The organism is Vibrio sp. 2-1-2a (assembly GCF_032648565.1).
Classification (GTDB): domain Bacteria; phylum Pseudomonadota; class Gammaproteobacteria; order Enterobacterales; family Vibrionaceae; genus Vibrio; species Vibrio diabolicus.
Genome location: NZ_WBOH01000010.1, coordinates 71,485 through 97,113, shown reverse-complemented (window position 1 = coordinate 97,113; position 25,629 = coordinate 71,485). Strand labels below are relative to the sequence as shown.

The window sequence follows — 25,629 nt, the reverse complement described above, 5'->3', positions numbered from 1 at the left end:
TTTAGCACGAACAAAGTTCGCATTACAACAAGGTTATAATATTGTTTGATTTTTATATTTAGTGAAAACCATGTGGGTAATATTATTTCCCTCAAAGCTTTTAATATATTTATATCTAGCATCTTTTTTATATTCAGTGCAAAATGCTTTGCATGTTTGCTTGCCCTATCTGTGTTTTCTCTTTTGTTTTTATTCACGTAAACACATGAGCTATGTTGCGTAATTCACTTTTGAAGCTGAATCGTCCTATTTCAGGTGAGCATCAACCAACACACAAAGTTTTAGGCATACCAAGCCCAGTAAGCTTATTCAACACTTTGACCATTGAGTAGGTTTCACCAACTTGTGCGTTGTAATGCCGTAGGCTTAATCGTCCTCCAAGTAACTGCTTCACACGATACATCGCTGTTTCAGATAGCGAGTGTTTGTGATAGCCATATCGCTCTTTCCAATACTTGTTCGAATCGTATAACTTTTGACAGTCAACCGCTAAGTTTCTTGGATGGCCTCGTTCCCAGAATGCTGCTTCCTCTCTTGGAGGGATAAGAGCAACGACTCGCCTAATACGGATTGCCGCGTGGCAATACTTCTGCATCAGTGACCGTTGATAAACTCAGTTCGGCGGCAATAATTTCGTGACTACTTGTATCCACTACGATATGTAACTTGCGCCACACTCTGCGTTTGCCATCGGTGCCATGTTTTTTGACCTCCTACTCGCCCTCACCATAAATCTTGAGACCTTTAGCATCGGATAGCGAGGTGCTGCGGTCCTTTGCTTTTCGTTTTAAAACTCACATCAACCTCTTTGACTCGGCGGCTGATACAGCTGTAGCATGGGGAACGCAGTGGAACCAGAGCAAGTCGAAAGACGGAATCAATAAATCCTTGTGAAGCACGAAGTGGCATTGAAAAAATATGCTTTACCATCAAAGCGGTTGCGATGGCTGAATCACTGACTTGTGCTGTTTCTCTTGCTTCCACGAACTCATCGCTTCTTCGTCAATCCAAAACGTCAGAGGACCACGGTTGATTAGAGATTGGTTGTTTTGTTTCCAGTTGCTTATTTTGTAACGTGGTTTTGGCATGAAACAACAGACTTGAATGAATGTAGCCGATCAGGTCGTAAGCTGTTGGTTTCGTTCCATCGATTTACGCAACAAAACCCCTCAGCCCTTACATTACATGGCTTAAAGGCAAATTAGAACTTAAAAATGGATAAAAGCCATTTCCCAAATTCATTAAAAATAAATATAAACCATTTGTGAATAGTTACTTAAAATAAAGAAAACAAACAGAATAGGAAAAGTTAACTGCTTTACAGTTAACACTTCTATTCACTCCTCTTTTGGGTGCGACAACTTTTTCTCTTTTTCTTATATGAAATAATATTTTTCCTGTCGCACCTAAAGCCTTATAGCACAAGGGCTGAGAGCACTTCCACACTTACACTTTTTAGAACAGCTTAAAAACACAAAAAACACCAGAAGGAATCAGCACAACTAGAATTGAAATATGATGTTGGATAAAAACTATAACGACAGCAAATCGAGCTAGCCCCCCTGTGTCAGCGGGTAAACACTTGAACGCAGAGCGTTAATTCTTAGGCTGAACGATGACATTTTTCACCCAGTAATTGGGAATGAACTCTTCCTGTAAGTAGCGGTTAGCGCTGTCCATATCCGCAATGTTATTCAGCCGTAATTCCGGTATCAGGCGGTCATGGAAGGTATCGAAGGAGCGTTCAATACGCCCTTTGCCTTGAGGGGAGTTAGCGAAGATAATCTCAATTCCCAGCTCTTCACAGGCTCGCTGCATTTGTGAGAAGTTGCTGCGTTTAGGACCAGCGAAAACACCCGCCCTATCCACATACAGGGCCTTAAATTCCTAGCAAGAATGGAAAACCTGTTCAAGCAATACTAATCCATTCAACTATCCCAACGGTAAGAGCTTAATTCTCTGCGTCATTACCTATGGAGGCTTTTATGTCATCTCTACAACAAACTTGGCAGCATCATGTCGAGTCTTGGCAAACCACTAACCTCTAGCAAGCTGAATACTGCCGAACCACTACAGACCAATCTCAATTCAATTATTGGAAGCGTATATTCAACCGCACAAACTCAGTGACTAAGTCAGTCACCTCCAAGTTCGCTCTCGCACAAGTTGAAACCGTCACCGAGCATATCAGTTCATCGCTCACTGTCACACGACCAAGCGGTGCTCAAGCTGAGGACATTGATGAATGAAACGCTCATGTTGCTGTGGAACTCATAGGGTGTATGAGATAATGCATCAGCCTACGTTAAGACCCGCATTCTCGCTACCGAAAGTCTACCTCTACCATAACCCGATTGATTTTCGCAAGTAGCACCGAGGGTTAAACACTCGTTGAGCTAGAGCTAGACCACAATCCGTTTGGCGGTGAGCTAATAAACAGCGCAATAAAATTAAGTACCTCTCCTGGGAGGACAGCGGCTTTGTGCTTTATTACAAATCGCTGCCGAAGATAAATTCAAATGGCCAAAGCACACTGATGAGTTGGTCTCCCTCATTGGCAAGCTGACAAATGGGCTTACGGTATCTCCTTGATGCAAAAGCTTAAAAAGTTGGGATATGAGCAATTGTTTTAGCGAGTTAATCGACTCTTTTTGGTACAATAAACCATGTTCCCATAAGGCATTTAAAGTGATTTTACTGTGACTTTTTCAACCAACCATTTAGCTGAAATTGAGCGACTGAAAGCTCTGCTAATCAACAAAGAAACACGCCTGCAATCTCAGTCTGCTCGTATCGATGTGTTAGAAGAGGTGGTATGCCACCTTAAAATTAAACGCTTCATGCCGAGCAGTGAGAAAAGCAATGTTGACCAGCTCCTGTTGTTCGATGAAGCGGAGCTCTGTACTGACCCGAAAGTTGAGCAGCATGAAAAGGACAATCAAGATCAGAACAAGAACAAGAACAACACTTCTATACCTCGTAGCTACTATCTAGAGATTTACCTCGTAAACTGATGAGCTGCGTATCAGTAACATCATGACTGAAAATGCTTTGCGACTCTTCGTGGCGAGTCGAAAAGCATGGTTGTTCGCAGATACTTTATAAGGTGCGAAAGCGAGCGCAGTCTGCTAAGTTGAACGGACTTGAACCCTTGAGCAAATAGAGGCGCGACTACCTTGGAACTTAGTTAAAGACTAGATCGTTGTGGTTGGACTATTAGTTATGCAGAGTAATGAGCGCTTACACTTTAGTTGTATTAGTTCCCTCGTTTAAAACATCAAGGTGCCGATACAAGCAAGTTTTTAAAGATGTAGGTACATTAACTTGGTTGCCTCATTTAATCGCTATCTGCGTTTTTAGGTATAAGTCCTTCAACTAGCGCTTTTCGCCATTGTTCAGTATATGGATCGTAAGCACCAAAACCAGAGCTGTACTCCCAGTAGTTCCAGCTATACCCTTTCTTTTCAGCTTCTCTGGTAATGAATGCTGTCCAAGCGCGTTGATCTTCTCTCGCAGAGTATTGACTGTAGACACCAAACTCACCAATGTTAATTTCAAATCCATGGCCAGGTTCAGCATTCCATGTATCCACAATATTTAAGTAATCGAGCAGTACTTTCTGCTGCGACTCTGTCGCCAACCAACGTGTCCCAATCCATGCATCGGCCCCATCTACCCAAGAAGCCCCCTGATGAGTGAATTGAAACGGTTCGTAGAAATGCACCGTAATGATTGTATTATCGGGATTAGATGATTTAGGCAGTTCCAAATAAGGTAGCTTAGATACCCCACCCCAATCTGCAGGCCCAATCATGACTTTGCGTTGGCCAAGTGCATTGTTTTGAGTAACAGCATTTGCATTCCAAACGATATCGGTGAGATCTGAAATTAAACTATTCCATTCCTTAACGGTGACATTTTCATGGGGTTCATTAAGAAACTCAAAAATCAGTTGGTCTTGATTATATTGGCTTATAGGAAAACGCTTAGATAGTTGGTTCCAAAACTTCAATAGTCGTGAACGTTGATAGTCAAAATCTTTATCATCGTAAAATAGTTCGTCAAAATGGTGAGTATTGATGATTACTTTTAAGTCTTCCTGAATAGCTTGATCAACCACTTCTTGCACACGTGACAAGAAAGCGTCATCGATAGTATTAGGATCATTAATCAACGTATGTGCACTCCAGCGAACAGGGATCCGTACACTTGAAAAGCCAGTTTGGCTGATGTTTCTAAAGTCACTGGCCTGAATCGTCAGGTTATTATTCCACTCCCCTTCATAAGTGGGCGACTCAAGATAATTCCCCATATTGATACCACGGCCAAGCGCAGTAACGTTAAGCCCTTTGCTGTCATTCCAATGATACATATCTGTGTAATAACGACTATCTAGAACAACCGATTGTTCACCTTTATCGCTGCTACCCGAGCCACAGCCCATCAACGTGATGAGACTTAACATTGCCACGCTTGTTACTTTTATCTCACGAAACATAAAACACTATTCCTTTAAAACTCAATAGCTATGAAATGTCATTCCAATTGGCAACCATTAAATAAACTTTTTATATCTACAAGCAGCTCTAAACTGCTATTTATGAATTTGTGTACATTACAAAGCCACCTCACTCATAGGAATGAGATGGCAATATTGGTTTACCCTGATTCGATGCAGAACGGCTTAATCGCTATAATTTTCTGCAAGGAGACGAAGGATCATAGCTGTCACCTTTACCTTCGATTGAAACATTTGCAAAGGAGAACTCCAGATTGTTCATGCTGTCCCACGGTCCAGAAATATAGATTGCTTTTTTTACTTGAGTTAAATTGCTTTGAGGAATGATTGATGCAACAGGAATCTGGCAGCGGTACCACTCATCATCGCTTGGCACTATTACGTTATCCACGGTAAAGAACAGGCCGAAATCTTCAGTCACTCCATCCATGCGAATCTGAAGGCCATTCGTTTCTCCGTAGCTTTTTACTTTCAAATCGAGACTAACAAGATCGTCTTGGTAAGCAGAGAAATCCATATCAGAATCGTCATTTCCGAGGAATACACCGCCATTCTCTGAAGATGAGACATTCACAACTTGGTTTTCCTCTGTCACGACAAAACCGAAACTATTTAATGGGTAAGCAGACGAATAATCTTGAGCCTGGCTAATATCACCTGAGTAATATAGTGCAGCGTCTCCACTATTAAGAGCCGGAGCATTGTTCACACCAAGCTCCACATCATTATTACTGTCACCATCGCTATCACTGTTACTATCAGAAGTCGAAGCACAGCTATCAGCGTCCACGACGGTTTCTTGATCTGTAGTTAATCGATAAGTGACATCGGTAACTTCGAAGTCAAATGACTCTTTTACATCCAGATGGAAAGGGGTACCCACTTGTGTAAAATCGACCGCAGTAGCGCCATCGAAAGGTTTCAAACATGTCACTGGAACGCTAAGCGTTTCCCATTCTCCGCTTCCTATTAGCGGATTACTCAACTCGAGGCTGCTTCTGTTTGGCCACTCATTATCAATCGAAACCACCATTGATTCAGGTGAATCACTTTTCGCGCGAACTTTAAACTCTAGATAACCAGTCTGATAACCGCTTAGATCCGTTGCTGCTTCGGACTTAAGCATGAATAAGTGACTTCCAGTACCTGTAACTTGGATATCTGCGGTATCACTTTCACCATTATTATTGATCAGCACAGCATTGATATCTGCCAAGCTAGCTTGGGTCTCGCTGACTTCAACGACCTTCCATCCATCGTTCTCAGACTGAATCCACGGAGATATGCCAGCCATTGCATCTACGCCAAATAGTTTGAGATCATCACCGCCCGAAACATCTGCTTGATTATCGTCATTATCAGAATGACATCCAGAAATAGCCATAGCCATCGGTATTAATGGTAAAAGGATAAATTTTTTACTTATTTTTTTCATGATAACTCTACACTCTCGTTAATTGGTCCATATAAACCTTTAATAAATTACTCATAAGGAGAAAATCTAACTGTTCGATATTTTGCATAAACGGGATAGCCGTTATAATAACTAGGTGGAAACTGTGGATTAGCACTTATCCAATTATTAATAAATATTTGCATATAACCTGAGACTGTTTTATTGGCTCTTCGTACTTGAACCCACTGATTATGATATCGACTGAAAACTTCCCATGTCACACCATATTCGTCGATTGTGAATGCATATTTCTCCATGCTCCAAATAGACATCCCATATTGACCTAAGTCGATATCCACAGGAGATTGACGACCTTCTATCCATACATTCGTGTGTAATAAATTCGTTCCTCCCATCAGTTCAATATCAACTTCATAATGGCTGTCAGTTCCGGATTCTCCCGCATAAGTAAAAAATGAACTGATAGTTCCGGGTACAGCCCCCGCTTGCATTTCTACTTCATAACGCCCACGACGAACGTATTGGTAAGTCCTAATTTCAGAGCAACTTTTACCATAAGACTCTGTTTTTGCATGCATAATCAATAAATCAGCTTCACGCCAAACATTTTGTGATTGCCATGTACAATCGAACTCGCTTCCACCATTTCTCCAACCATCTGAGACAAGCCAGTTCATTCCGCTCCAATCCAAAGCAAAACTGTAAGAAACACATAAAGTATTGAGTAGCAATGCATAACTACAGCGTCGTAGAATTGTGTTCATTTTTAACCTCTTAACTAGGGTTATATATACCTGACGTATACATTCTTAGATTTCGAGAACAAAGTATGAACAGCAAAATCTCTTTGTTTCCCCCACTTATTTTACGATTAGACTCTAGATGTATTTGTTAACATTTGTCCATATCCATCTTTAAAAATAAAGTTTTTATTAATTAGTAAAAATTAAAAAAAAGGAATCAATCACACTTCCATAGCCTTCATGAAATCATTTCTTGAAATTGAGAATGGATTTTAAAAGAAAAATGGGATAAAAATATTAAATATTAACCGCCTTCACAATTTAAAAAATACCACTTGCATTATTAAGTAACATATCGTTTTATCAAAGTTCCCCCATTTATAAAAATACATATTCAAACCTCCACTTTCGGTGGAGTTAATTACGATTATAAAAGAGACCTATCAATATCATCTTTTAAAGTTCACGAGGTTAAAATGAATAAGAAACAGCTAAGTATCGTAGCTATTTTTAGTTGTGGCTTTATTGGAATTAGTGGCTGTGCTGTAGAGCCATCGACGTCCAATAATACCAGCAAATATAAAGAAGAACTCATTACCAATGGCAGTTTTTCACAAAGCACTGATGGATGGTGGGCTGCAGGCGCAGAACTACAATCTACCGACGAGATGGGTTGTATTACCTTTACTCAGAGGGGTAAGAATCCATGGGATGTTATTCTTGGACAATCGGGACTGGCCTTAAAACAAGGCCAAGACTACCATCTACAATTTAGTGCGCTAGCAAAACAGTCAATAAACGTAAAAGCACTCGTCCAGCATAATGGAGCGCCATACACCAACCATTTTGTTCAGGATATTGCTCTCAATCAGGATCTTAAACCATTTCAATTTTCGTTTAAGCCAGCTGGTGATGACGATAACGTTCAATTCCAGTTTCAAATGGGAACCGAATCACCAACAACCGTCTGTGTTAAAGATGTTTCTTTAACCGGGCCAAAATATGTTAAGGAGAGCAACCTAGCTCGCGTAAGAGTTAACCAAGTTGGCTACTTTATCCATGGGCCTAAACATGCCACGGTCGTCACTAAAGAGACATCACCTGTGAGTTGGAAGTTATTAGGTTCTGACCAACGAGTTATCGCCGAAGGTGAAACGATTCCATTCGGCTTGAATAAAGCTTCTGGTGAACATGTCCAGTTGATCGATTTTAGCAGTGTGCAAAAGCCGGCAAAGCAAGCCACGTTAGAAGTGGACGGACATCAAAGCCATCCATTTGTTATTGATAATGCCATTTATAGAAAAATGAAGTACGACGCTCTTTCTTTCTTCTATCAACAACGCAGTGGCATTGATATTGTGCCTGAATACGTGCAACGAGCCGATCTCGCTCGACCTGCAGGACATTTGCCTGAAGTTGTTACGTGTTTTAATAAAACCGATGCAAAAGGAAACCAATGGCCAGGTTGTGATCTTAACTTAGATGTCACTGGCGGCTGGTATGACGCGGGAGATCATGGCAAGTACGTGGTTAATGGCGGCATTTCGGCATGGACTCTCGCCAACTACTACGAAAGAGAAAAGCAGGCAAATCGTACCAACGCCTTTGCAGATGGAAAAGTAAAGATCCCAGAAAATAACAACAACTTCAACGATCTTCTTGATGAAAGTCGTTGGATGATGGACTTTATGATGGCAATGCAAGTGCCTGAAAATAGCAAAATCTGGGTTCCCGTGGGTGATCAATCCGAGAAATTAGATCAATTGAAACTCACGCAGATTGATGCCGATGGCATGGCTTTTCATAAAGTCGCTGATGACGCTTGGACGGGAATGCCTTTACCTCCTCACAAAGATCCACGTGAGCGATTCTTAAGCTACCCGACCACCGCCGCTACACTTAACTTAGCCGCTACAGCCGCTCAATGTGCAAGGATTTGGCAAGACCTCGATCCAAGCTATGCGAAGCGTTGCCTAACTTCTGCAGAAAAAGCCTGGAAGGCAGCCAATCAACACAAAAATGTGTATGCATACGACAACTTTGTCGGCTCCGGCCCATATGATGATACTCAACTAGATGATGAGTTTTACTGGGCCGCTGCGGAACTGTTTGTCACGACAGGGAAAGAAGAATACAAAAAAGCGGTTCAATCTTCACCTTACTATTTAGCAACTCCTAAAGGAGACCTTAATGCGACTGGCGATCTGTACTGGCAAGGAGTGAGCGCAGCAGGAACCTTGTCTCTTGCTATCGTTCCTAATAAATTACCAGCTAGCGAAATAGAGAAAGCACGTGCGAATATTATCAAAACTGCGGACGCTTATTACCAGTCGAGAGAAAAAGAAGGTTATCTCATTCCTTACAACACCGAAGAGTACCCATGGGGTTCAAATTCCAACTTAATGAACCGCAGTATCTTCCTAGGTATTGCTTATGATTTCACAAATAATCGTAAGTATGTAGAAGCTATTATTGATGCGATGGACTATGTCCTTGGCCGTAACGCGTTAGATCAGTCTTATGTTTCGGGCTATGGAAGTCGCCCGCTTCTGAATCCTCATCACCGTTTTTGGGCTCATGCCGCCGACAGTGAATCTCCAGTAGTCGCTCCTGGTGTCATGTCTGGAGGTCCTAACTCTATTAACTTCAGTGATCCTGTCGCAGCGTCAATGAAAGGCAAGTGTATTGGACAAACTTGTTGGAAAGATGATATCGGGGCGTGGACACTCAATGAAATAACCATCAACTGGAATGCCCCATTTTTCTGGGCGACGAGTTTCTTAGATGAAACCGTTCAATAACTGAGTAGCATAACGTAACAAAGCCGAAAAAGTATTTTCGGCTTTTTACTCGCGCTCTTATCGATATAGAGACTTAGTTGAATCTCTCGCTTTTAAACAAATAGGTGGAAGCCTAACCGTTTCGACTTCTCCACACAGCAGCTTTAATACACATCGAGCACTGATCGCACCGATTTCATCAAGTGGTTGACGTAATGTTGAAAGAGAAGGCGTGAAATAAGGCGACATCGGTAGGTCATCAAAACCAATAACGGACACATCTTCCGGAACTTTGAACCCATGCTTATGTAATGCTTTGATTGCACCAAAGGCGGTAAGATCATTAGCGGCAAATATGGCGGAAAAATACACACCAGACTGAACAAGCTCTACCGTTTTATCGTAGCCAGTTTTGATACCAAAATCGCCCTCCAACACCAACTTTTCCTTATAAGCAACGCCTGCCTCCGAGAGTGCTTTTTTATAACCAAGAAAACGGGAAGTCGCATCTTGATGATTTGCCAAGCCTTTTATATGTGCGATATTAACGTGCCCAAGCTGTATTAAGTGCAAGGTGGCAAGATACCCACCGAGCGTGTTATCAAGTGCGATCGACTGAATATTATCTCCCTCAATATCATAGCCAACCGCAACCACGGGTATTTTCTCAGCACACTTAACAATAAGCGACTTATCAACATTGCCAGAAATGATGATGATCGCATCCACATCGCTTTTGAGAAGATAGTCAAGAGAATGAGAAACCAACCTCTGCTGCCAACTATTCACTGACATCAATATTGAATACCCATGTTCATCAAGCACCTTTTCTATATCTATCAGAATAGAACTGGTGTAAGGACTGTCCGGATTCTGAACCAGTACGCCAATCGTCAGCGAACGGGTTTTGACCAGTTTATAAACATCGACTTGAGGCCTATACCCCAATAAACGGATGGCATCTTCTATTTTCTCCGCTTTATCATTAGAGACATAGGACGATCTATTAAAGTATCGAGAAACCGTACTGGGAGATACGTTAGCAAGCTTCGCAACTTCGTAAGCGGTAGGCGCCTTGGTTTTATTTGTTTTATCCATATGAAGACTTAATGCTTTAGATCCAATCTAGAGTAACCGTTCTAACACATGTTTTCAGATTAGTGAAGGTAAAGGTTTGTTAAAAATCAACCTCTTATATTTTTGCAAATAACAATAGAGATAACAAAATAATACTTCTTGGTAGGCTATATCCACACGTGTAACCAATAGCAACTAGAGAGGATGACACTGCCTAGTTGCTAGCGCAAATCTGCACGCGCACGATCTGTTTTAAGTGTGATGTAAGAATGGGTATTCCAGCCCGATCTGCCGACGAATTTCATCCATGGTTTTCATCGTATTTATAGTGTCTTGCCAGCTCATGACATCACTCTGAAGTTTACCTTGAGCAATGCAACTCATTACCTCTTCAATTTGATATTCAAAACCTGTTGCTCTAAACGGTCGCTCCACCACTTCCTCTTTTTCGCCGGCAACACATAATACCGCCTTCGAACCTGCCCAAAACATGGATTCGATTTTTATGTAGCCATTGCTACCGTAAATCGTGAAACTATTGTCCAACGTGGTGTTCAAGCTAACCGTGAACTGGCTACCAATACCATCATAATCAAGAATTACACTGGTACGTTCATCGACATTTGTCTCACCAATCATGCCATTCGCCACTATCACACTTGGCTCACGTTGCAGCACAAACTGTGACATGGTGAGGTTATAAATTCCCATATCGAGCAGTGCTCCACCTGCTAAGTCATTGTTTAATAGTCGATCATTCTCATCACGTGGTACGTTAAAACCGAAAGATGAACTCAATAGGCGTAAGTCACCAATATGTTTTTCACCCAGCCAGTTTGACACCTGCTGCCAAATTGGCAAAAAGCGTGTCCAAACAGCTTCCATCAAGAAGACCTGACGTTTTTCAGCGAGTTCTACTAACTCCCGTGCTTGAGCTTCATCTACACAAAGTGGCTTTTCACACAAAACCGGCTTCCCCGCCAAAAGACATGCTTTTACCCATTCAAAATGAAAGCGATGAGGGTTAGCAATGTAAATCGCATCTACAAGTGCATCATCGATTAAGGCATGGTAGTCATTGTAAACATGCTGACATTCGTATTCTTGCGCAAAAGAGTTGGCTCGCTCTAGGTTTGAGCTTGCTACGGCATACAAGTTTGCATTAGGGACTACATCTAACGCTTTAGCAAAAGTGTGAGCTATTCTGCCTGGGGCGATAATACCCCAATTGAATTTTTTTTCAGTCATAAACATTCCTTATTATTTCAATTAGAAAATAGCAAATAATCAAACGTTTTCCTAGCTCTAACTCCTCACAATTGTCAACTTCAATAAATTAAATTTAGATAATAAAAACCACTTACAACTTATAGTTAAAATATTCACCCAAACCTCTCATATTTAATTAAGAAATTTGAAATAGACAGTTTAGAAACATAAAATAATTTTCAGTATTTAAATTAATAAGGATGGTTATGAAAAAAATCATATCAATCGCAACTATCGCACTTATAGGGAGTGCACTAAGTGGTTGCCAATCACATACAGATATTAATCAAGATACATTAATAAAAACAGGAAAACTCAATAAAACCAAAACACCTCTTTATGGCGCGGAAATTTACAGTCATAATAAAATTAAGTTCGGCAAGTTTGTTATGCGTATGAAGATGGTATCAAGCCCTGGTGTTATCTCTTCGTTTTTCACTTACGATAACGAGTCATGGCAGGGCGGTATCCCCTGGAGAGAAATTGATATCGAAGTGGTTGGGAAACAACCAGATCAACTACAAACTAACCTAATTACGGGAAATAGTACAAAACGCATACATTCAGAGACTATTCACAACATACAAAATTTGGACCAGTTCCACGAGTTCACGTTAATCTGGACACCAGATGAAATAACGTGGAAAGTCGATGGAAAGGTGATCCATACTGAAACTGCGGCAACATCAAAACAAGTTATTGATATGCGAGATTCACCTCAAAGTTACCGTATGAATTTATGGATATCTGAAGCTATTGAATGGGCTGGTTTATTCAATACTAAAAACTTACCATTATATCAATATGTCGACTGGATTGAGTATCATAGCTTTAATAATGGCGACTTTAACTTAGAGTGGCGAGATGATTTTAATAGCTTCAATGAAAAGCGTTGGGGAAAAGGCGATTGGAGTTTTGATGGAAACCTAGTAACATTTTCACAAGACAACATAGCAATTAGGAATGGCATGTTAGTGCTTGGATTAACGAACAACCAAACAGGTATAAATTAATAAATATAACACTTTTAAAAACAACATATACCCAAGTTCCGTTATGTTACTTGGGTATTTTTATATCGAATAAATTAGTTATTTAATCATTATTACTTGTTGTAATAAAAGGCCACCTCACTTTTTCGTTCAAGAGAAAAAATGTAAAGTGACCTATTAACGTCGTAACCGGGCTTGTTAATTCAATTGACCTTCATCTAAGGCAGTTGCTACCCAAACCAATGGAGCATTCCAGTTAATTGTAATTTCATTAAACGACCAAGCATTGATGTTATCACGATAGCACGTTTGTCCAACGCATACGCCCTTCAACGTAGCGGCAACTGGATCACTGTAACTTACAGAGTTTGGACCGCCAACCAATGCCCCAGGCGCAGGTTCAGGTGAATTCTCATCCGCAGCATGCGCCCAAAAACGATGATGTGGATTCTTAGCAGCATTTGGACCATAACCTGTAACATAGGATAGGTTCATTGGGTTTGCACCTAGTAGATAATCCATCGCGTTGGCCGCGGCTTTGACATACATAAGATCACCAGTGAAATCGTACGCGTAAATTAGCAGCATAGATCGGTTTACAAAACTTGAGTTTGATCCCCACGGATATTCTTCTACCGTGTAAGGAATATGGTAACCCTCGTTCTTAATCTGATTTACAAAGTTGTCCGCCGTTTCTATCAAGTTGTTTCTTGCAATCTTAACTTGCTCCTCACCTAGGCCGTTCGGGACTATCGCTAAGCTTACGGTTCCTAAAGGTGCCGTATAACCCCAAAACATTTCGCCAGTTGCCTCAATATCCCCTTTTGGTGTTTCAAGGTAATGAGAAGAACTTTTCAGAGCATCAGCGTACTTGCTATCTCCTGTCGTAATATAAAGCTCACTAGCTGCCCAGTAAAACTCATCAGAAAGTTCAGAATCATCATAAGGACCAGAACCCGTAAAGTTATCGTATGCGAAAATGTTAGGGCTTCTGCTCGCTGACTTCCAAGCCTCTTCCGCTGCATTCAGACAGGTTTTCGAGAACTCTGGATCAATATCTTTCCAAATTCGCGCACATTGAGCACCTATCGCTGACAAGTTTAACGTAGCAGCGGTAGTAGGATAGCCCACATATCGCTTCTGTGTATCTAGGTGAGGAGGTAATGGCATCCCAGTCCAAGCTTCGTCAGCAACTTTATGGAAAGCCATGCCTTTAGGGTTAATCTTTGTCAATTTCAGTGTCTTACCTTTCGACTGATCACCGATTGGCACCGCGACTGGGCTGTTTGTGTTGATCTGCATAGCCAACATGAACTCGATATTCCAACGAGCTTCTGATAGCAAAGGATTAACACCGTTTCCCGCTTCAGGAATTTTCACTTTCCCATCAGCAAAAGGGATTGGCACATTTTCTAGCCATTTACCTCTTTCATACAAATTGAGCAGCGTCCAAGTCGAAATACCGCTGTTAACTGTATATTTGCCATGATCACCCGCATCATACCAACCACCGGTGACATCAACAGAAAAGTCACAACCTGGCCATTGATTACCCCAACTGTCCACTTTATCAAAACAAGTGACCACATCACTCATATGACCGCCTGGGCGAGCTAAATCGTCACGCTGTACTAAGGTTTTTTCGATATCGATACCACTGCGGTTTTGATAGAAGTATGACAACGCATCATATTTCAACTGGCTGTAAATATCTTTGCTGATTTTAAATGGAAAACTCTCGTCTTCACCGACTTTAACTTTCAAACCACTCATATCTGTTTTGTAGTTCGATAGATCAATTTGGTGGATAAATTCACCAGAAGCTTTATTCTCACCAAATACTTGGGTTCTGCCCATATCAATGTTGATATTGCTGCTGTTTGTTAACACCCACTTCACTGGCTCTTTAGATTCATTAGCAACAAATACTAACTTATCGGCTTGAGGGAGGTAACCAACTTGGTTAGCACGAACAGAACTCGTCTTTAGCTCTTCTATATATCGCTCACCAAGAATCGATACGTTGCTGACGCATATAGTTCCAGTTTTTTGTGCCCCCATTTGGAACTGGAATTCTGTTTTTGCATCACTTTCTGTATCGTGAGTGAAATTAAACTTATAAGTTTTCTTCTTTGTCGAAACGTGTGTCTCGTCAATGAAGTGGTGAGTGTAAGGAGGCCCCTCGTGTTGAATAAGGGATTTCATTTGAGTATCAGTAGTTGCGTACGCATCAAATGAAACCTGATAATCGGCGTCGTTAGCTAGACCGATGCCGCCTTGTCCCAAAATCACATTCCACGAGTTTTCACCCGGATTTCTAATCTCAACACACGCTTCACCATTTTCAACTTTGACATCAGCGCCAGCATTCCACCAGCCATCCATACTGCCTTCAAACGAACCATTAATTAACTGTTCGTTTGCTAAAACCGAACCAGATGAAAGCGTTAGTATGATTGCCAGTGTTAGTTTCTTTTTGTACATACTTATTCCTAAACATTGAAATAACAACACAGCGAAAATAAGCCAATTTCACGCGCATTAATTTGATGTAAATGCACAAAATGTAGGTATAAAATATACAGAATTATCCCTTCGTGACACCGCTAACATTCAACGATAGCTCAATGAATCTGTTTCAAGAGAATCTTACCTATAAATAGACTTCGTTGACTGACGAACAATGAGGTCAATCGGTGGTAATCTGGCTTCGAACCGCTCTCCTGACAATAAGTTCAGCATCGACTTAGCGCATAAAGTACCGATTTCTTCAATTGGCTGACGCAGAGTCGTTAAAGCTGGAGTGAAATATTGGGAAACAGGCAAATCATCGAATCCGATAACTGATACATCTTCTGGCACACGGAGTCCCCTGTCTGTCAACGCCTTAATTGCACCATAAGCCGTCTGATCATTAGCAGAAAATATCGCAGAAAAGTGCGTTTTAGATTCGATTAGTTCAATCGTTTTTTTGTATCCAGTCTCGGCACTGAAATCACCTTGCATAACGAGCTTTGGATTAGGTTTAATATTTGATTCTGCTAGAGCCTTTTTATACCCTTTAAAGCGAGCTTTGGAGTCAGGATGAAAATCCAGACCTTTAATATGCGCAATATTCATATGGCCGAGTTGCAACAAATGTAAAGTGGCTATGTAGCCACCAAGACAATTATCCAAACTCAATGAGCGAATGTTTTCTCCTTCGATATTATATCCAACTGCAATAACAGGGATCGATTCCGCGGTTTGTCTGATCAACTGTTCACTTAGGTCTCCGGTCACTACGATCAAACCATCAACAGAACACCTCATCAAGTATTCAAGCGCATTCATCTCTAGCTTATTCTGCCAATGTCCGGTCGCTAATACTAATGAGTAGCCCTGAGCCATCAATACTTTTTCCATATCATTAAGAATACTGCTGGTATAAGGACTGTCTGGATGCTGCACCAAAACGCCAATTGTCATTGAACGACGGCTCTTAGCTTGCTGTATTTGAAAGTGGGGTTTGTAACCAAGAGTAGTAATTGCTTGTTCTATCTTATGACTTTTATCTTCCGAGACTTGAGAAGTCCGGTTTAAGAAACGTGAAACCGTACTCGGTGACACTCCGGCTAAGTCTGCTACATCATATAAAGTTGGAGTTTTGCTTTTTTTCCTAACCATAGGTTGATTCTATCTTTAATTTTTTGTGTACAAAGAAGTGAAATATAACGTGGGATTGATTTGGTTTTCACTACTAATCCCACATTTTTAACCTTCGGGGAAGCCAACTACTTTATTGGTAAAGGTAGGAATAGATCATTCCTGGTCGGAAGTAGCGTCCAGCCGTATATTTTAACCCAGTACTCAGTAACCAAGTATGGAACTCATCATGAGCTACGGTTGATGGCATTTCAGGCAAACTCTGCTTAAACTCTTCGGAGTTTAGAGTAAGGTCGGGATTAACTCGACCATCACCAAGTAAATGGCCAAGACTCTTGAGTTGGTTCAATACATAATATGCCTCATCCGTTGCTAAACCAAAACGTTCAACCAAGTCACTACTACTCACGGACACTGAACAGTTAAAACCTTCAGGTGCGGCAAAAGGGATCTTCGCCATTTCATAGAGGGCTTTATACACCGCATCCATCAAGGTTTCTGCTTGCTTTTGCTTACCGGCAAGGCGTAAAGCCGTTGCAGCACTAAACTGAACGCCAATCCAAACATCTTGAGCCTGAAATGCTTCATGAGGGCTGCCATCCGCCAACGTCATATTCGCAACACCCAACTTAGGGCTGTTAAGCACATAGTTAGTCTGATAAATAAAATCTAAAGTACGCTCAATGCGAGATGAGTCAAACAAACCTGGTAGCTTAACTAATTTTAGATAACTGTCTGCAAGCAATGCATCACCAAAACTGTTATCTGAATCTGCTACTAACTGGGCAAATTCATCACGAAAAGCATTTGGAGCCAACTCCAACAGGATTTGTTTCTTGGCCATGCGTTGTTCGCGCTTACTCTTACCGTTATTTATTTCATACGCATCTAAATATTTATTCACCAAATTAGCGTCATGCACAGTGTCGCCTGTTAACATTAAACCAATTTTTTCAAGTGTTTCGAAGTCATGACCAGATAGGTGCTTTGCTTGCACAGGAGTGATAAAGAAATGGTAATAGCCTTCCTGTTCATCCCATAACCCACGCTCCAATGTCTCAAGAGCCTCTTTTGATCGGCGAGAATAGTCTTCAGCCAGCTCTGTTTCTTCGACGATCAAAGCTAACTCACTCGCCGCACGTAAACCAGCCGCCCACAAACTACCACAGTAAATAGATATACCGTGAGAAGCGAGGTTATCAAATGTATCATCTGTACCACGAGTCAATGGTAGAGTGTCGCCTGGCTCAATAAGATTAGTAAGGTATTGAATACTTTCTTTTACCGCAAACCAACAACTCTCAACGACAGATTTGTCCCCCGTTTTTTGCCAGTGTCGGTACACCATCAAAATGAATTTAGGCGCCAGATCTTTCCACTCTTTGACATTATGCCAACTGTAAGCATCGGGCTGAATGTCATAAGGGCTACCTAGATCATGGATTACAGCACCACGTTCGGCTCTTGTACCTTGATATTTTTCATCCACTAGTTCAGCATAAGGCTTATCTTCATATTCCCAGTAGCGCCGTAGGGTTACATTACTAGCCAATATAGCTTTGGCAAAATGTTTCATTACGCAGCCGTCTAGTTCGGGTAGTAAATACAACAGCGAGAAAGAACCATAAAAATACACATCTAATGAGTTAAAGAATGGATAATCAACACATTCTTTAACCAGAAGTGTGTTTTCTCTATCCCAAACCGTAGATTCCGCTAAGAACGACAAACTATTCATCGCCATCGTTGCATAGCGTAGTGCACTATCACTATCATCAAAATTCCTACTCGCCATATCGAGAAACTCGCATTGCTGCGCAATAATCTCTTGCTCGATCTGTCCAAGTCTAGGTAATGTCATGTTAAGCATAGTTTGTGCTCGAGACTCTACCGGGAAGTAACGGGTGTACGCTTTTTCACTCTCCCAATCATCTAACATGATCTTGCTGTGGTCCATCACTTGTGCAAACCTAAGCGCGATTGTCTCTCCCGGCTTTAGCGTCACCTGAACACAAACTAGGGCGCTCAACGCTTCTCTGCCGCTATAAATGCCATGATCAAAGTGTTGATTTGTTCGGCCTGTCTTTAATGCTCGCTCAACTTGTCTATCGGCTTTGCTGCTATATACCTGAGGCTTAACGGAGACTGTGACTTGATCCGCGGCCACACCATTGACCTGAGTATGTACACCGTACAAAACTTCACCAGAGATATCTCCTTCGTACGGTGAATTCGATGTCATACTCACGCCTTGGAATTCATAGTCCTCCCCTGAGATAGATACAGGTTGATGCTGTTGTTTGATCGCATTCTGAACCAAATAACTGCAAGAATCTTGAACGCCATCTCGCGCTTTTTTATAGGTTGAGCCAATCAAATTACGCAATGGTTGAACTAAAGTCACAAGTTGAACTCGGTCACTCTTGTTGCTCACTTCAAAGTGGTTCCAGTGCATCGGCAAACTACAAAGTGTTTGGTCATTTTTAACGATTGGAGATACAACCTGACGAGTTAAAGTAATAGAATCAAGACCTTGATATTCATACTCTGCAATCGGATATAATGCACGATAAACAATGTTGTTAGCATCGATCGATGCCACATTCGACTTTTGGTTAGCCGTAAGCGACAACGCGCGCACAGAACGGTTTACCAATAAACCGTCGAAGAAGTCGATAGCCACCAACAATTGCGTTTCGATTGCACTTTCATTGTTCGCAATTGCTTGTTGAGTTTTACCTGAAAACTCAATATTCCAGCGCTCAAAGTTAGACTTATTATTTGAATAAAATTGGCCTGTTAGCAAGCAATCCTTTATGCCAGAAAGAATCGTTTCCTTATTATCACACGTTGATAATTCAAATAAAAAATCAGCCGGATAATATTTCAGGAAATTCATCATTTCTTCAACGTTAGGAATGTCAATATTATCTATTGAATACTCATCCATAACAGAAAAATAGAAGTCGTTAAAATGAACACTCTCATGTTCACAGTCAACAAACATCCCTGAAATAAAAGCAAAATTTGGCGTATTCCCTTGCGGAGTCAAAGTAAATGTAGAACCTATACCACCGACAGCCATCCCAGTATTTGCAGGTGTTGTTGATATCGGCGTATACCAAGGTTGAATAAACTCAACGGCGTTTCCTTTATTACATAGGTCTCCCGCTAGGCCTGAATACGATGTATATGGAATTTTATTTATCATAATTTCAAATCCAACATTGAATATTTAAACTAATCCTTTAATATCTAATAAAAAGGAGAATATTTATGTTTAAGTTAATTAAAAGTAATTTTGGGCAGTTCAAATCCACAACTATATTAAATGACAATCTAGGAATCCAAGTCGAAATTATCCAAGACTTTGGCGCAATTATTAACCAATATAAAGTACACCACAGTCCATTTTCGTTTATCGTAGGATACCAAGACAGTGATGACCTCACTAAATCTCATCCTTTCTTTTCGCGCGGTGCTAAGTTGTTTCCCTTTCCAAATCGTCTAAATTCAGGACGTTACAGTTATAGACAACGTACGTACACACTAGAAGCTAACTTTCCTTGGTCAGATCATGCAGTCCACGGTTTACTCTATAACCAACCATTTGAACTCGTAGACTATGAAACAAACAACCACTATGCCGAAGCCATTTTTCGTTTTGAAACAACCAGATTAGCCGATGGTTTCCCTTTCGCGTTTCGCCTAGATATACGCTACCGTGTTGATTCCAATGGTGAGTTAAGCTGCAATACGACTGTAACCAACTTAGGAACTGAACATTTTCCATTTGGAGATGCTTGCCACCCCTACTTTTCTCTCGGTTGTGAATTAGAACAATGCCAACTCACAATGTCTCCCCACACGGAGCTGCAACATCAGAACGATTTACCAACTGGGAGATTTGTTGGTAGCAATGCCTTTTCTACCCCGACATCACTAAAAGAAATGAACCTCAACCATTGCTACCAATTTAGTGATACTTCAAAACAAACGCTGATATTGGAACGTAACGATAAAAGTGCTTCTTTGCGTTTTCAGCAAAATGAAGGTTACTCATTCGTACAGCTATATATGCCTCCATCAGAATCTAGCATTGCTATTGAGCCAATGACGTGCCCAGCAGATGCTTTCAATAATCAGATAGGCTTACTAGAGCTCGCCCCAGAGGAAAGCATGCAGTTTCATTGGCAATGCCAAGCCTATTTTGGCTAACTAAATTGGGGAGCTATAATGCTCCCCATTAAACATTAACCTAATCGAACCTCTACTTGATGTTCGCCTTCAGGCAGTACTGGAACTTTGTTCCCTGCTAAGATTTCTCCATTCACACGTAATTCCGCCACACCTTTACTCACCTTATTAGGGTTCGTTACATGAATATTGTACATAGCACCACGGAATTGACGTTTAACGCGAAACTCTTCCCATTCCGATGGAATACAAGGATCAACAATCAAACCATCAACATCAGGGCGTACGCCTAAAATCCATTGTGTACCAGCAACATATGTCCATGAAGATGTTCCCGATAACCAGGCATTTCGGCCAAGGCCAAATTGAGGATGCTCGTCACCAAGAATATTTTGTGGATAGCAGTACGGTTCAGATTCAAAGATATCAATAGCGTCATTCTTCGATGCTGGATTGATCTGGCGGTAGTACTCGTAAGCACGGTCACCATTACCCATCTTCGCTTCCGCGATCATCACCCAAGGATTAGAGTGTAAGAAAATACCGCCGTTTTCTTTCGCGCCTGGTGGGTAGGTAGAGACCCCACCTAGATTCGGATTAAAGCCATTGTAGCCTGGGGTAGATAACTTAATGCCATTTGCCGTATTCAGTTTAGTGTAGACAGAGTCTAGTGCCTGCGTCGCACGCTCTTTCTCTGCAAACCCTGCAATCACAGGCCAGCTTTGACCGTTGGTATAGATTTGGCCTTGCTCGTTGATGTGTGAGCCAACAGGGTATCCTTGCTCATCAAAGTAACGAATAAACCAGTTACCGTCCCAACCGCATCCGTTCACCACTGCTTTCATTTGCTCGTATTGAGCTTGATAACGCTCTGCCAGGTCATTTTCACCGCGCAAGCGACACAGATCAAGCATGTCAAGCAACGCTTTGCCGTACATGCTAGCAACCATGAGAGATTCTGCACCCGTTGGCAAATTCACCGTGTCATTCCAGTCCGCGAAGCCAAGTAATGGCAATCCGTGTTGGCCTGTGTTGCGTCGAGTGAACTCAATAGAACGGCCTAGGTGTTCCCACACGCTCGCCGACTCGACAGGTTGGCCTTGTGCATCTTTCTGATAAAACGGAATAACCTTATTTAGGAACTCAGCATGACCGGTTTCTTTAACGTATTGCGTAACCGCGTATACAATCCAAAGATGATCATCGCCGTAATAATCGGGACGGTCTTCTTCTTCACGCGAATCACCGGCATTTGCTTCCATCGTTGAAGGGAAGAACTGATGCATCGCTGAACCATCGATGTTTTGCACCGAAAGTAAGCGTTCGATAAACTCGCGTGCTTCTTCTGGCATATGTGTAATGACGCCAAGTGTATCTTGCGAAGAGTCGCGGAAACCAACACCTCGTGCTCCGTAACCAAGTTGGTACAACGACAAGTAACGCGACCAGTTTTTCGTCGTGTGACATTGGCGTGGGTTATGAATGTTTAGCATGGAGTTCATGGCTGGATCGGGTGTTTCTACTTGTACTGCCGCAAGGTAGTTATCCCAGTGATTAGCAAGCGCATCCAACGCTTTGTCCACTTCTTGATGGTCTCGGTACTTCTCAAGCATAGGCTCAGCCTGCTCGAGACTTGGCATTTGCGTTAACTGTACAACTGTACGCTCCATTTGCTTAGGTTCAATCCAGCCTAAACGTAGATTCAACGCACCAATATTGTCTCCACGCAAACATTCACTGTTTCCTAGTTCATCGGTGAACAGTTTTTCAGGAGCGGCCCAACTGCCATAACCCAAGTTGCCAAGGAACTTCTGACGGTCACCATCAAAAGAGGTCGCAGGGCGATCCGCCGTCATTAGATTTACTGCATAGTCACGCTTCATAAAAGCGTATTGCTCTAAAACGGTGTGGCCTGATGCTTGTTGATGCGCCTTAAGCGTCATGGTTTGTGGTACCCAGTCTGCATTAACTAATTGTTTTAACGCATCAAAGTGAGTGAACTCAAAGACAGGAACAACATCAACGTGTAGCGCTTCATCGCTGATGTTTGTGATTTTGATATCTTCAAGTAATACTGGCGCATCTTTAGGCACAAACAAAGTGGCTTCACAACGGACGCCGTACCCTTCAGCAATAATTGTGGTGTAAGAAAGTCCCGTATGGTTTTCAAACTTTTCTAACGGTTTTAGCGTAGGAGTATAAAAAGGTGAAAATACCTCAACGTTACCTTCGCGGTTGGTCACTTTTAGGTAAACCGTCGATCCTTTAAAATCAGAATTAGGCAACTGGGCAATGTACTTCGTGATACGGTTGAGTGCTGGGTCACCTTTACACAACACAACGCCACCGTTACTGTCAACTAAACCACCGAACTCCAGTGTACCAACATAGTTACACCATTTTATTGGCGTGCAAGGCGTGGTGGTGATGTATTCTTTATTATTATCGTCAAAATATCCGAATTTCATAACACTATCCTTAGTCCCCAGTAGACTGGGGACTAATTATTAATTTGTTCTTAGAGGTTGGGTATGGAAATTAGTGAGCCAGTGATTTTTCACTTAATGCGTCAAACAAGTGAACAGAATCTAAATCAATGTAGAGCGTGATCTCTTGGGTATCGACTTCTGCGGCTTGCGTCTCGACCGTTAACAACTGACCACCAATCTCAGTTCTCAATAAAATGCTTGCTCCAAGCAGTTCTTTATCTTTGATTTTAGCGCGAACTGGCAATACACGGTCGTGCTCTACTTGCTCGGCACGCAAGTGAATATCGGTAGGACGAATACCAAAATGCAACGCTAAGTTCTTTGATGCATGGGCTTTAAAGCGTTCAGGTAATGGGATATTCACATCTCCTAGAGCAATAAAAAATTCGTCTTGTTCATTCACCAATTTCGCATCTAACATGTTCATTGATGGGTTACCGATAAACTGAGCAACAAACTTATTGGCTGGACGTTTAAACACTTCTGTTGGCGTACCAACCTGAGCGACATAACCGTCTTTTAGAATCACAATACGGTCCGCGAGTGTCATGGCTTCGATTTGGTCGTGCGTTACGTAGATAGTGGTTGTCTTAAGCTCGCCGTGTAACTGTTTGATTTCTTCACGCATCACACCACGGAGCTTGGCATCAAGGTTAGAAAGCGGTTCGTCAAATAGGAATACTTTGGGAGTACGCACCATCGCACGCCCCATTGCTACGCGCTGACGTTGACCACCGGAAAGCTCCTTAGGCTTGCGATCCAGTAGCGGTTCTAGCTCTAGCATTTTTGCCGCTTTGCGAACTTCCACATCAATATCTGCTTTCTTCATGCCTTTTAACTTGAGCGCAAAAGCGATGTTTTCATAGACCGACATATGCGGATAAAGAGCATAGCTTTGAAACACCATCGCCAAGTCACGGTCTTTAGCATCAATCTTGTTCATTAGCTTTTCATCGACAAAGATTTCACCAGAAGTGATGTCTTCAAGACCCGCTAACATACGCAGTGTTGTCGATTTTCCACAACCAGAAGGGCCAAGAAATACCACAAACTCACCGTCATTTACCGTGAAATCAAAGTGCTTAACAACATCGACGTTTCCAAAGGATTTTTTAATGTTACGGAATTCTACTTTTGCCATTACTTGTTCTCCTCGGCGCGTTCTAGAAGCATGTTGCGGTACGCAATAGCACTCTGTTTCAATGTTCTTTTCTGAGTTTTATAATCAACGTGCACAATCCCGAAACGTTGCTCATAGCCAAATGCCCATTCGAAGTTATCCATCAGACTCCAAGCGAAATAGCCATCGACACGAACGCCAGCACGGATAGCGTTATCAACCGCTTCTAGGTGAGTTTGGAAATAGCGAACACGTTGTTCATCATTAACTTCACCATCAATAATTGAATCGTTACCAGCAGCACCATTCTCCGTAACATATAAAGGCGGTACATTGTCGTAACGCTGATCAATTCTTACAAGAAGATCAGTTAGACCTTGCGGATAGATTTCCCAACCTATATGAGTGAACTCCGCACCTTCTGGTTTAATCGTTTCAATCTCGTTGTGTTCATTAAAACGAGCAACACTGCGGGTGTAATAGTTGATACCAATGTAATCCACAGGAGCAGACATAATTTCTAGATCACCCTCAAGGATCATTGGCATGTTAACCTGTTGTTTTTCAACCACTAAGCTTGGGTATTTTCCCTTTAGAACAGGATCCATGAACCAATGGAAGTTCTCTGCTTCACAATAGTCAGCCGCCGCTTGATCTTGATCACTTACTGGATAGCTCGGTGTAGCATTGAACACGATGCCATGCTTAGACTCAGGAGCATTTTTCCTCAACACAGGAATTGCTAAACCATGCGCTAACATTAAATGGTGAGCAGCTAAATAACCTTCTTTCTCACCCTTAATACCCGGTGCATGCTCTCCCCAGCGGTAGCCTAAAAAAGCCGCAACAAATGGTTCATTGAGCGTGGTATATACATCGATTTTGTTACCGAAATACGCACTAACAACGTCCGCATATTCAGCAAATTTAAAAGCTGTTTCACGGTTTAGCCACCCACCACGGTCACCTATATACTGAGGCAAATCCCAGTGATATAGCGTCACATAAACTTTCAAGCCACGAGCATGGCACTCGTCGATAATCTGCTCATAAAACTCAAGTCCTTCAGGATTAATAACACCGTCTTGAGGCAGAATTCTTGGCCAAGAAATCGACAAGCGGTACGCATCCACACCTAAGCCTGCAATCATGTCGATATCTTGCTTCCACAGATGGTAGTGGTCACAAGCAACATCGCCGTTGTCGCCTTTATCTACTTTTCCTGGAGTCTTACAAAACGTATCCCAAATAGAAGGGGTACGGCCCCCTTCATTAACACCACCTTCAATCTGATAAGATGATGTTGCAACACCGAAAACAAATTCTGAAGTAAGTAGTTGTGAATCCTTCGGTAACTGGTATTTATTTATAGACATAACTT

The 25,629-nt window shown here is 41.8% G+C and carries 15 protein-coding genes and 4 pseudogenes; 6 read left to right on the top strand and 13 right to left on the bottom strand.

The features are described 5' to 3' along the window. Positions 1 to 262: 262 nt before the first annotated feature. Together F7Y48_RS20445 and F7Y48_RS20440 are read right to left on the bottom strand one after the other, a co-directional pair. Positions 263 to 1,088: pseudogene (locus F7Y48_RS20445) on the bottom strand (IS5 family transposase). 511 nt (positions 1,089 to 1,599) lie between these two features. After that, a pseudogene (locus F7Y48_RS20440) lies at positions 1,600 to 1,884 on the bottom strand (ISNCY family transposase); the annotation flags it as partial. Between the two features lie 176 nt (positions 1,885 to 2,060). On the opposite strand from F7Y48_RS20440, the pseudogene F7Y48_RS23640 reads away from it, so the two are divergent. From F7Y48_RS23640 to F7Y48_RS20435, 3 genes and pseudogenes are all read left to right on the top strand, one after another. Next, a pseudogene (locus tag F7Y48_RS23640) lies at positions 2,061 to 2,249 on the top strand (IS66 family insertion sequence element accessory protein TnpB); the annotation flags it as partial. Between the two features lie 194 nt (positions 2,250 to 2,443). Then, a pseudogene (locus tag F7Y48_RS23635) lies at positions 2,444 to 2,566 on the top strand (hypothetical protein); the annotation flags it as partial. A gap of 133 nt (positions 2,567 to 2,699) precedes the next feature. Beyond that, a complete protein-coding gene (locus F7Y48_RS20435; protein WP_301660852.1) occupies positions 2,700 to 3,014 on the top strand; it encodes a hypothetical protein in 315 nt (104 codons plus the stop codon). Positions 3,015 to 3,337: 323 nt separating this feature from the next. On the opposite strand, the gene F7Y48_RS20430 is transcribed toward F7Y48_RS20435, so the two are convergent. The 3 genes from F7Y48_RS20430 to F7Y48_RS20420 form a co-directional block, all read right to left on the bottom strand. Further along, complete coding sequence (locus F7Y48_RS20430) at positions 3,338 to 4,498, bottom strand: glycoside hydrolase family 5 protein (RefSeq protein WP_258515268.1); 1,161 nt, start codon at positions 4,496 to 4,498, stop codon at positions 3,338 to 3,340. Between the two features lie 193 nt (positions 4,499 to 4,691). Continuing rightward, positions 4,692 to 5,903 carry a putative glycoside hydrolase gene (locus F7Y48_RS20425; protein ID WP_316685328.1) on the bottom strand — a complete coding sequence of 404 codons (1,212 nt, stop codon included), beginning with the start codon at positions 5,901 to 5,903 and terminating at the stop codon, positions 4,692 to 4,694. 98 nt (positions 5,904 to 6,001) lie between these two features. Then, positions 6,002 to 6,700, bottom strand: a complete 699-nt coding sequence (locus tag F7Y48_RS20420) for a family 16 glycosylhydrolase (protein ID WP_080101933.1) — start codon at positions 6,698 to 6,700, stop codon at positions 6,002 to 6,004. Positions 6,701 to 7,155: 455 nt separating this feature from the next. Between F7Y48_RS20420 and F7Y48_RS20415 the strand changes: the two genes are divergently transcribed. Beyond that, positions 7,156 to 9,480: a glycoside hydrolase family 9 protein gene (locus F7Y48_RS20415; RefSeq protein WP_301660850.1), complete on the top strand. Its 2,325-nt coding sequence runs from the start codon at positions 7,156 to 7,158 to the stop codon at positions 9,478 to 9,480. A gap of 57 nt (positions 9,481 to 9,537) precedes the next feature. Here the strand turns inward: F7Y48_RS20415 and F7Y48_RS20410 are convergent, their stop codons facing one another. Next, the gene (locus F7Y48_RS20410; protein ID WP_301660849.1) at positions 9,538 to 10,557 is read right to left on the bottom strand and encodes a LacI family DNA-binding transcriptional regulator; all 1,020 of its coding nucleotides are present in this window, start codon (positions 10,555 to 10,557) and stop codon (positions 9,538 to 9,540) included. 231 nt (positions 10,558 to 10,788) lie between these two features. Then, the gene (locus tag F7Y48_RS20405; protein WP_301660848.1) at positions 10,789 to 11,784 is read right to left on the bottom strand and encodes a Gfo/Idh/MocA family protein; all 996 of its coding nucleotides are present in this window, start codon (positions 11,782 to 11,784) and stop codon (positions 10,789 to 10,791) included. 227 nt (positions 11,785 to 12,011) lie between these two features. Here F7Y48_RS20405 and F7Y48_RS20400 point away from each other — a divergent pair, with 227 nt between their 5' ends. After that, positions 12,012 to 12,818, top strand: coding sequence for a family 16 glycosylhydrolase (locus tag F7Y48_RS20400; RefSeq protein WP_316685327.1), 807 nt, complete (start codon positions 12,012 to 12,014; stop codon positions 12,816 to 12,818). A 177-nt stretch (positions 12,819 to 12,995) separates the two neighbouring features. Here the strand turns inward: F7Y48_RS20400 and F7Y48_RS20395 are convergent, their stop codons facing one another. From F7Y48_RS20395 to F7Y48_RS20385, 3 genes are all read right to left on the bottom strand, one after another. After that, positions 12,996 to 15,281, bottom strand: a complete 2,286-nt coding sequence (locus F7Y48_RS20395) for a glycoside hydrolase family 9 protein (protein ID WP_301661100.1) — start codon at positions 15,279 to 15,281, stop codon at positions 12,996 to 12,998. Positions 15,282 to 15,446: 165 nt separating this feature from the next. After that, on the bottom strand, positions 15,447 to 16,463 hold the full coding sequence (locus F7Y48_RS20390; protein ID WP_258514884.1) for a LacI family DNA-binding transcriptional regulator: 1,017 nt from the start codon (positions 16,461 to 16,463) through the stop codon (positions 15,447 to 15,449). Between the two features lie 112 nt (positions 16,464 to 16,575). Continuing rightward, a complete protein-coding gene (locus F7Y48_RS20385) occupies positions 16,576 to 19,653 on the bottom strand; it encodes a GH116 family glycosyl hydrolase (protein ID WP_316685326.1) in 3,078 nt (1,025 codons plus the stop codon). Between the two features lie 65 nt (positions 19,654 to 19,718). On the opposite strand from F7Y48_RS20385, the gene F7Y48_RS20380 reads away from it, so the two are divergent. Next, positions 19,719 to 20,660 (top strand): aldose 1-epimerase, encoded by a 942-nt coding sequence (locus tag F7Y48_RS20380; protein ID WP_301660388.1) that lies wholly within the window; start codon positions 19,719 to 19,721, stop codon positions 20,658 to 20,660. Between the two features lie 35 nt (positions 20,661 to 20,695). Here the strand turns inward: F7Y48_RS20380 and F7Y48_RS20375 are convergent, their stop codons facing one another. From F7Y48_RS20375 to F7Y48_RS20365, 3 genes are all read right to left on the bottom strand, one after another. Beyond that, on the bottom strand, positions 20,696 to 23,107 hold the full coding sequence (locus tag F7Y48_RS20375; protein ID WP_301660389.1) for a GH36-type glycosyl hydrolase domain-containing protein: 2,412 nt from the start codon (positions 23,105 to 23,107) through the stop codon (positions 20,696 to 20,698). A gap of 70 nt (positions 23,108 to 23,177) precedes the next feature. Then, positions 23,178 to 24,269 (bottom strand): ABC transporter ATP-binding protein, encoded by a 1,092-nt coding sequence (locus F7Y48_RS20370; RefSeq protein WP_301660390.1) that lies wholly within the window; start codon positions 24,267 to 24,269, stop codon positions 23,178 to 23,180. Continuing rightward, positions 24,269 to 25,618 (bottom strand): GH1 family beta-glucosidase, encoded by a 1,350-nt coding sequence (locus F7Y48_RS20365; RefSeq protein ID WP_301660412.1) that lies wholly within the window; start codon positions 25,616 to 25,618, stop codon positions 24,269 to 24,271. The genes F7Y48_RS20370 and F7Y48_RS20365 overlap by 1 nt, the downstream gene beginning before the upstream one ends. Between the last annotated feature and the right edge of the window lie 11 nt (positions 25,619 to 25,629).

Coding starts and splice junctions, on each gene's coding strand:
- F7Y48_RS20395 (WP_301661100.1), bottom strand. CDS start 15,281: ATGTACAAAAAGAAACTAACACTGGCAATCATACTAACGCTTTCATCT.
- F7Y48_RS20405 (WP_301660848.1), bottom strand. CDS start 11,784: ATGACTGAAAAAAAATTCAATTGGGGTATTATCGCCCCAGGCAGAATA.
- F7Y48_RS20385 (WP_316685326.1), bottom strand. CDS start 19,653: ATGATAAATAAAATTCCATATACATCGTATTCAGGCCTAGCGGGAGAC.
- F7Y48_RS20375 (WP_301660389.1), bottom strand. CDS start 23,107: ATGAAATTCGGATATTTTGACGATAATAATAAAGAATACATCACCACC.
- F7Y48_RS20370 (WP_301660390.1), bottom strand. CDS start 24,269: ATGGCAAAAGTAGAATTCCGTAACATTAAAAAATCCTTTGGAAACGTC.
- F7Y48_RS20400 (WP_316685327.1), top strand. CDS start 12,012: ATGAAAAAAATCATATCAATCGCAACTATCGCACTTATAGGGAGTGCA.
- F7Y48_RS20380 (WP_301660388.1), top strand. CDS start 19,719: ATGTTTAAGTTAATTAAAAGTAATTTTGGGCAGTTCAAATCCACAACT.
- F7Y48_RS20390 (WP_258514884.1), bottom strand. CDS start 16,463: ATGGTTAGGAAAAAAAGCAAAACTCCAACTTTATATGATGTAGCAGAC.
- F7Y48_RS20425 (WP_316685328.1), bottom strand. CDS start 5,903: ATGGCTATTTCTGGATGTCATTCTGATAATGACGATAATCAAGCAGAT.
- F7Y48_RS20430 (WP_258515268.1), bottom strand. CDS start 4,498: ATGTTTCGTGAGATAAAAGTAACAAGCGTGGCAATGTTAAGTCTCATC.
- F7Y48_RS20410 (WP_301660849.1), bottom strand. CDS start 10,557: ATGGATAAAACAAATAAAACCAAGGCGCCTACCGCTTACGAAGTTGCG.
- F7Y48_RS20420 (WP_080101933.1), bottom strand. CDS start 6,700: ATGAACACAATTCTACGACGCTGTAGTTATGCATTGCTACTCAATACT.
- F7Y48_RS20415 (WP_301660850.1), top strand. CDS start 7,156: ATGAATAAGAAACAGCTAAGTATCGTAGCTATTTTTAGTTGTGGCTTT.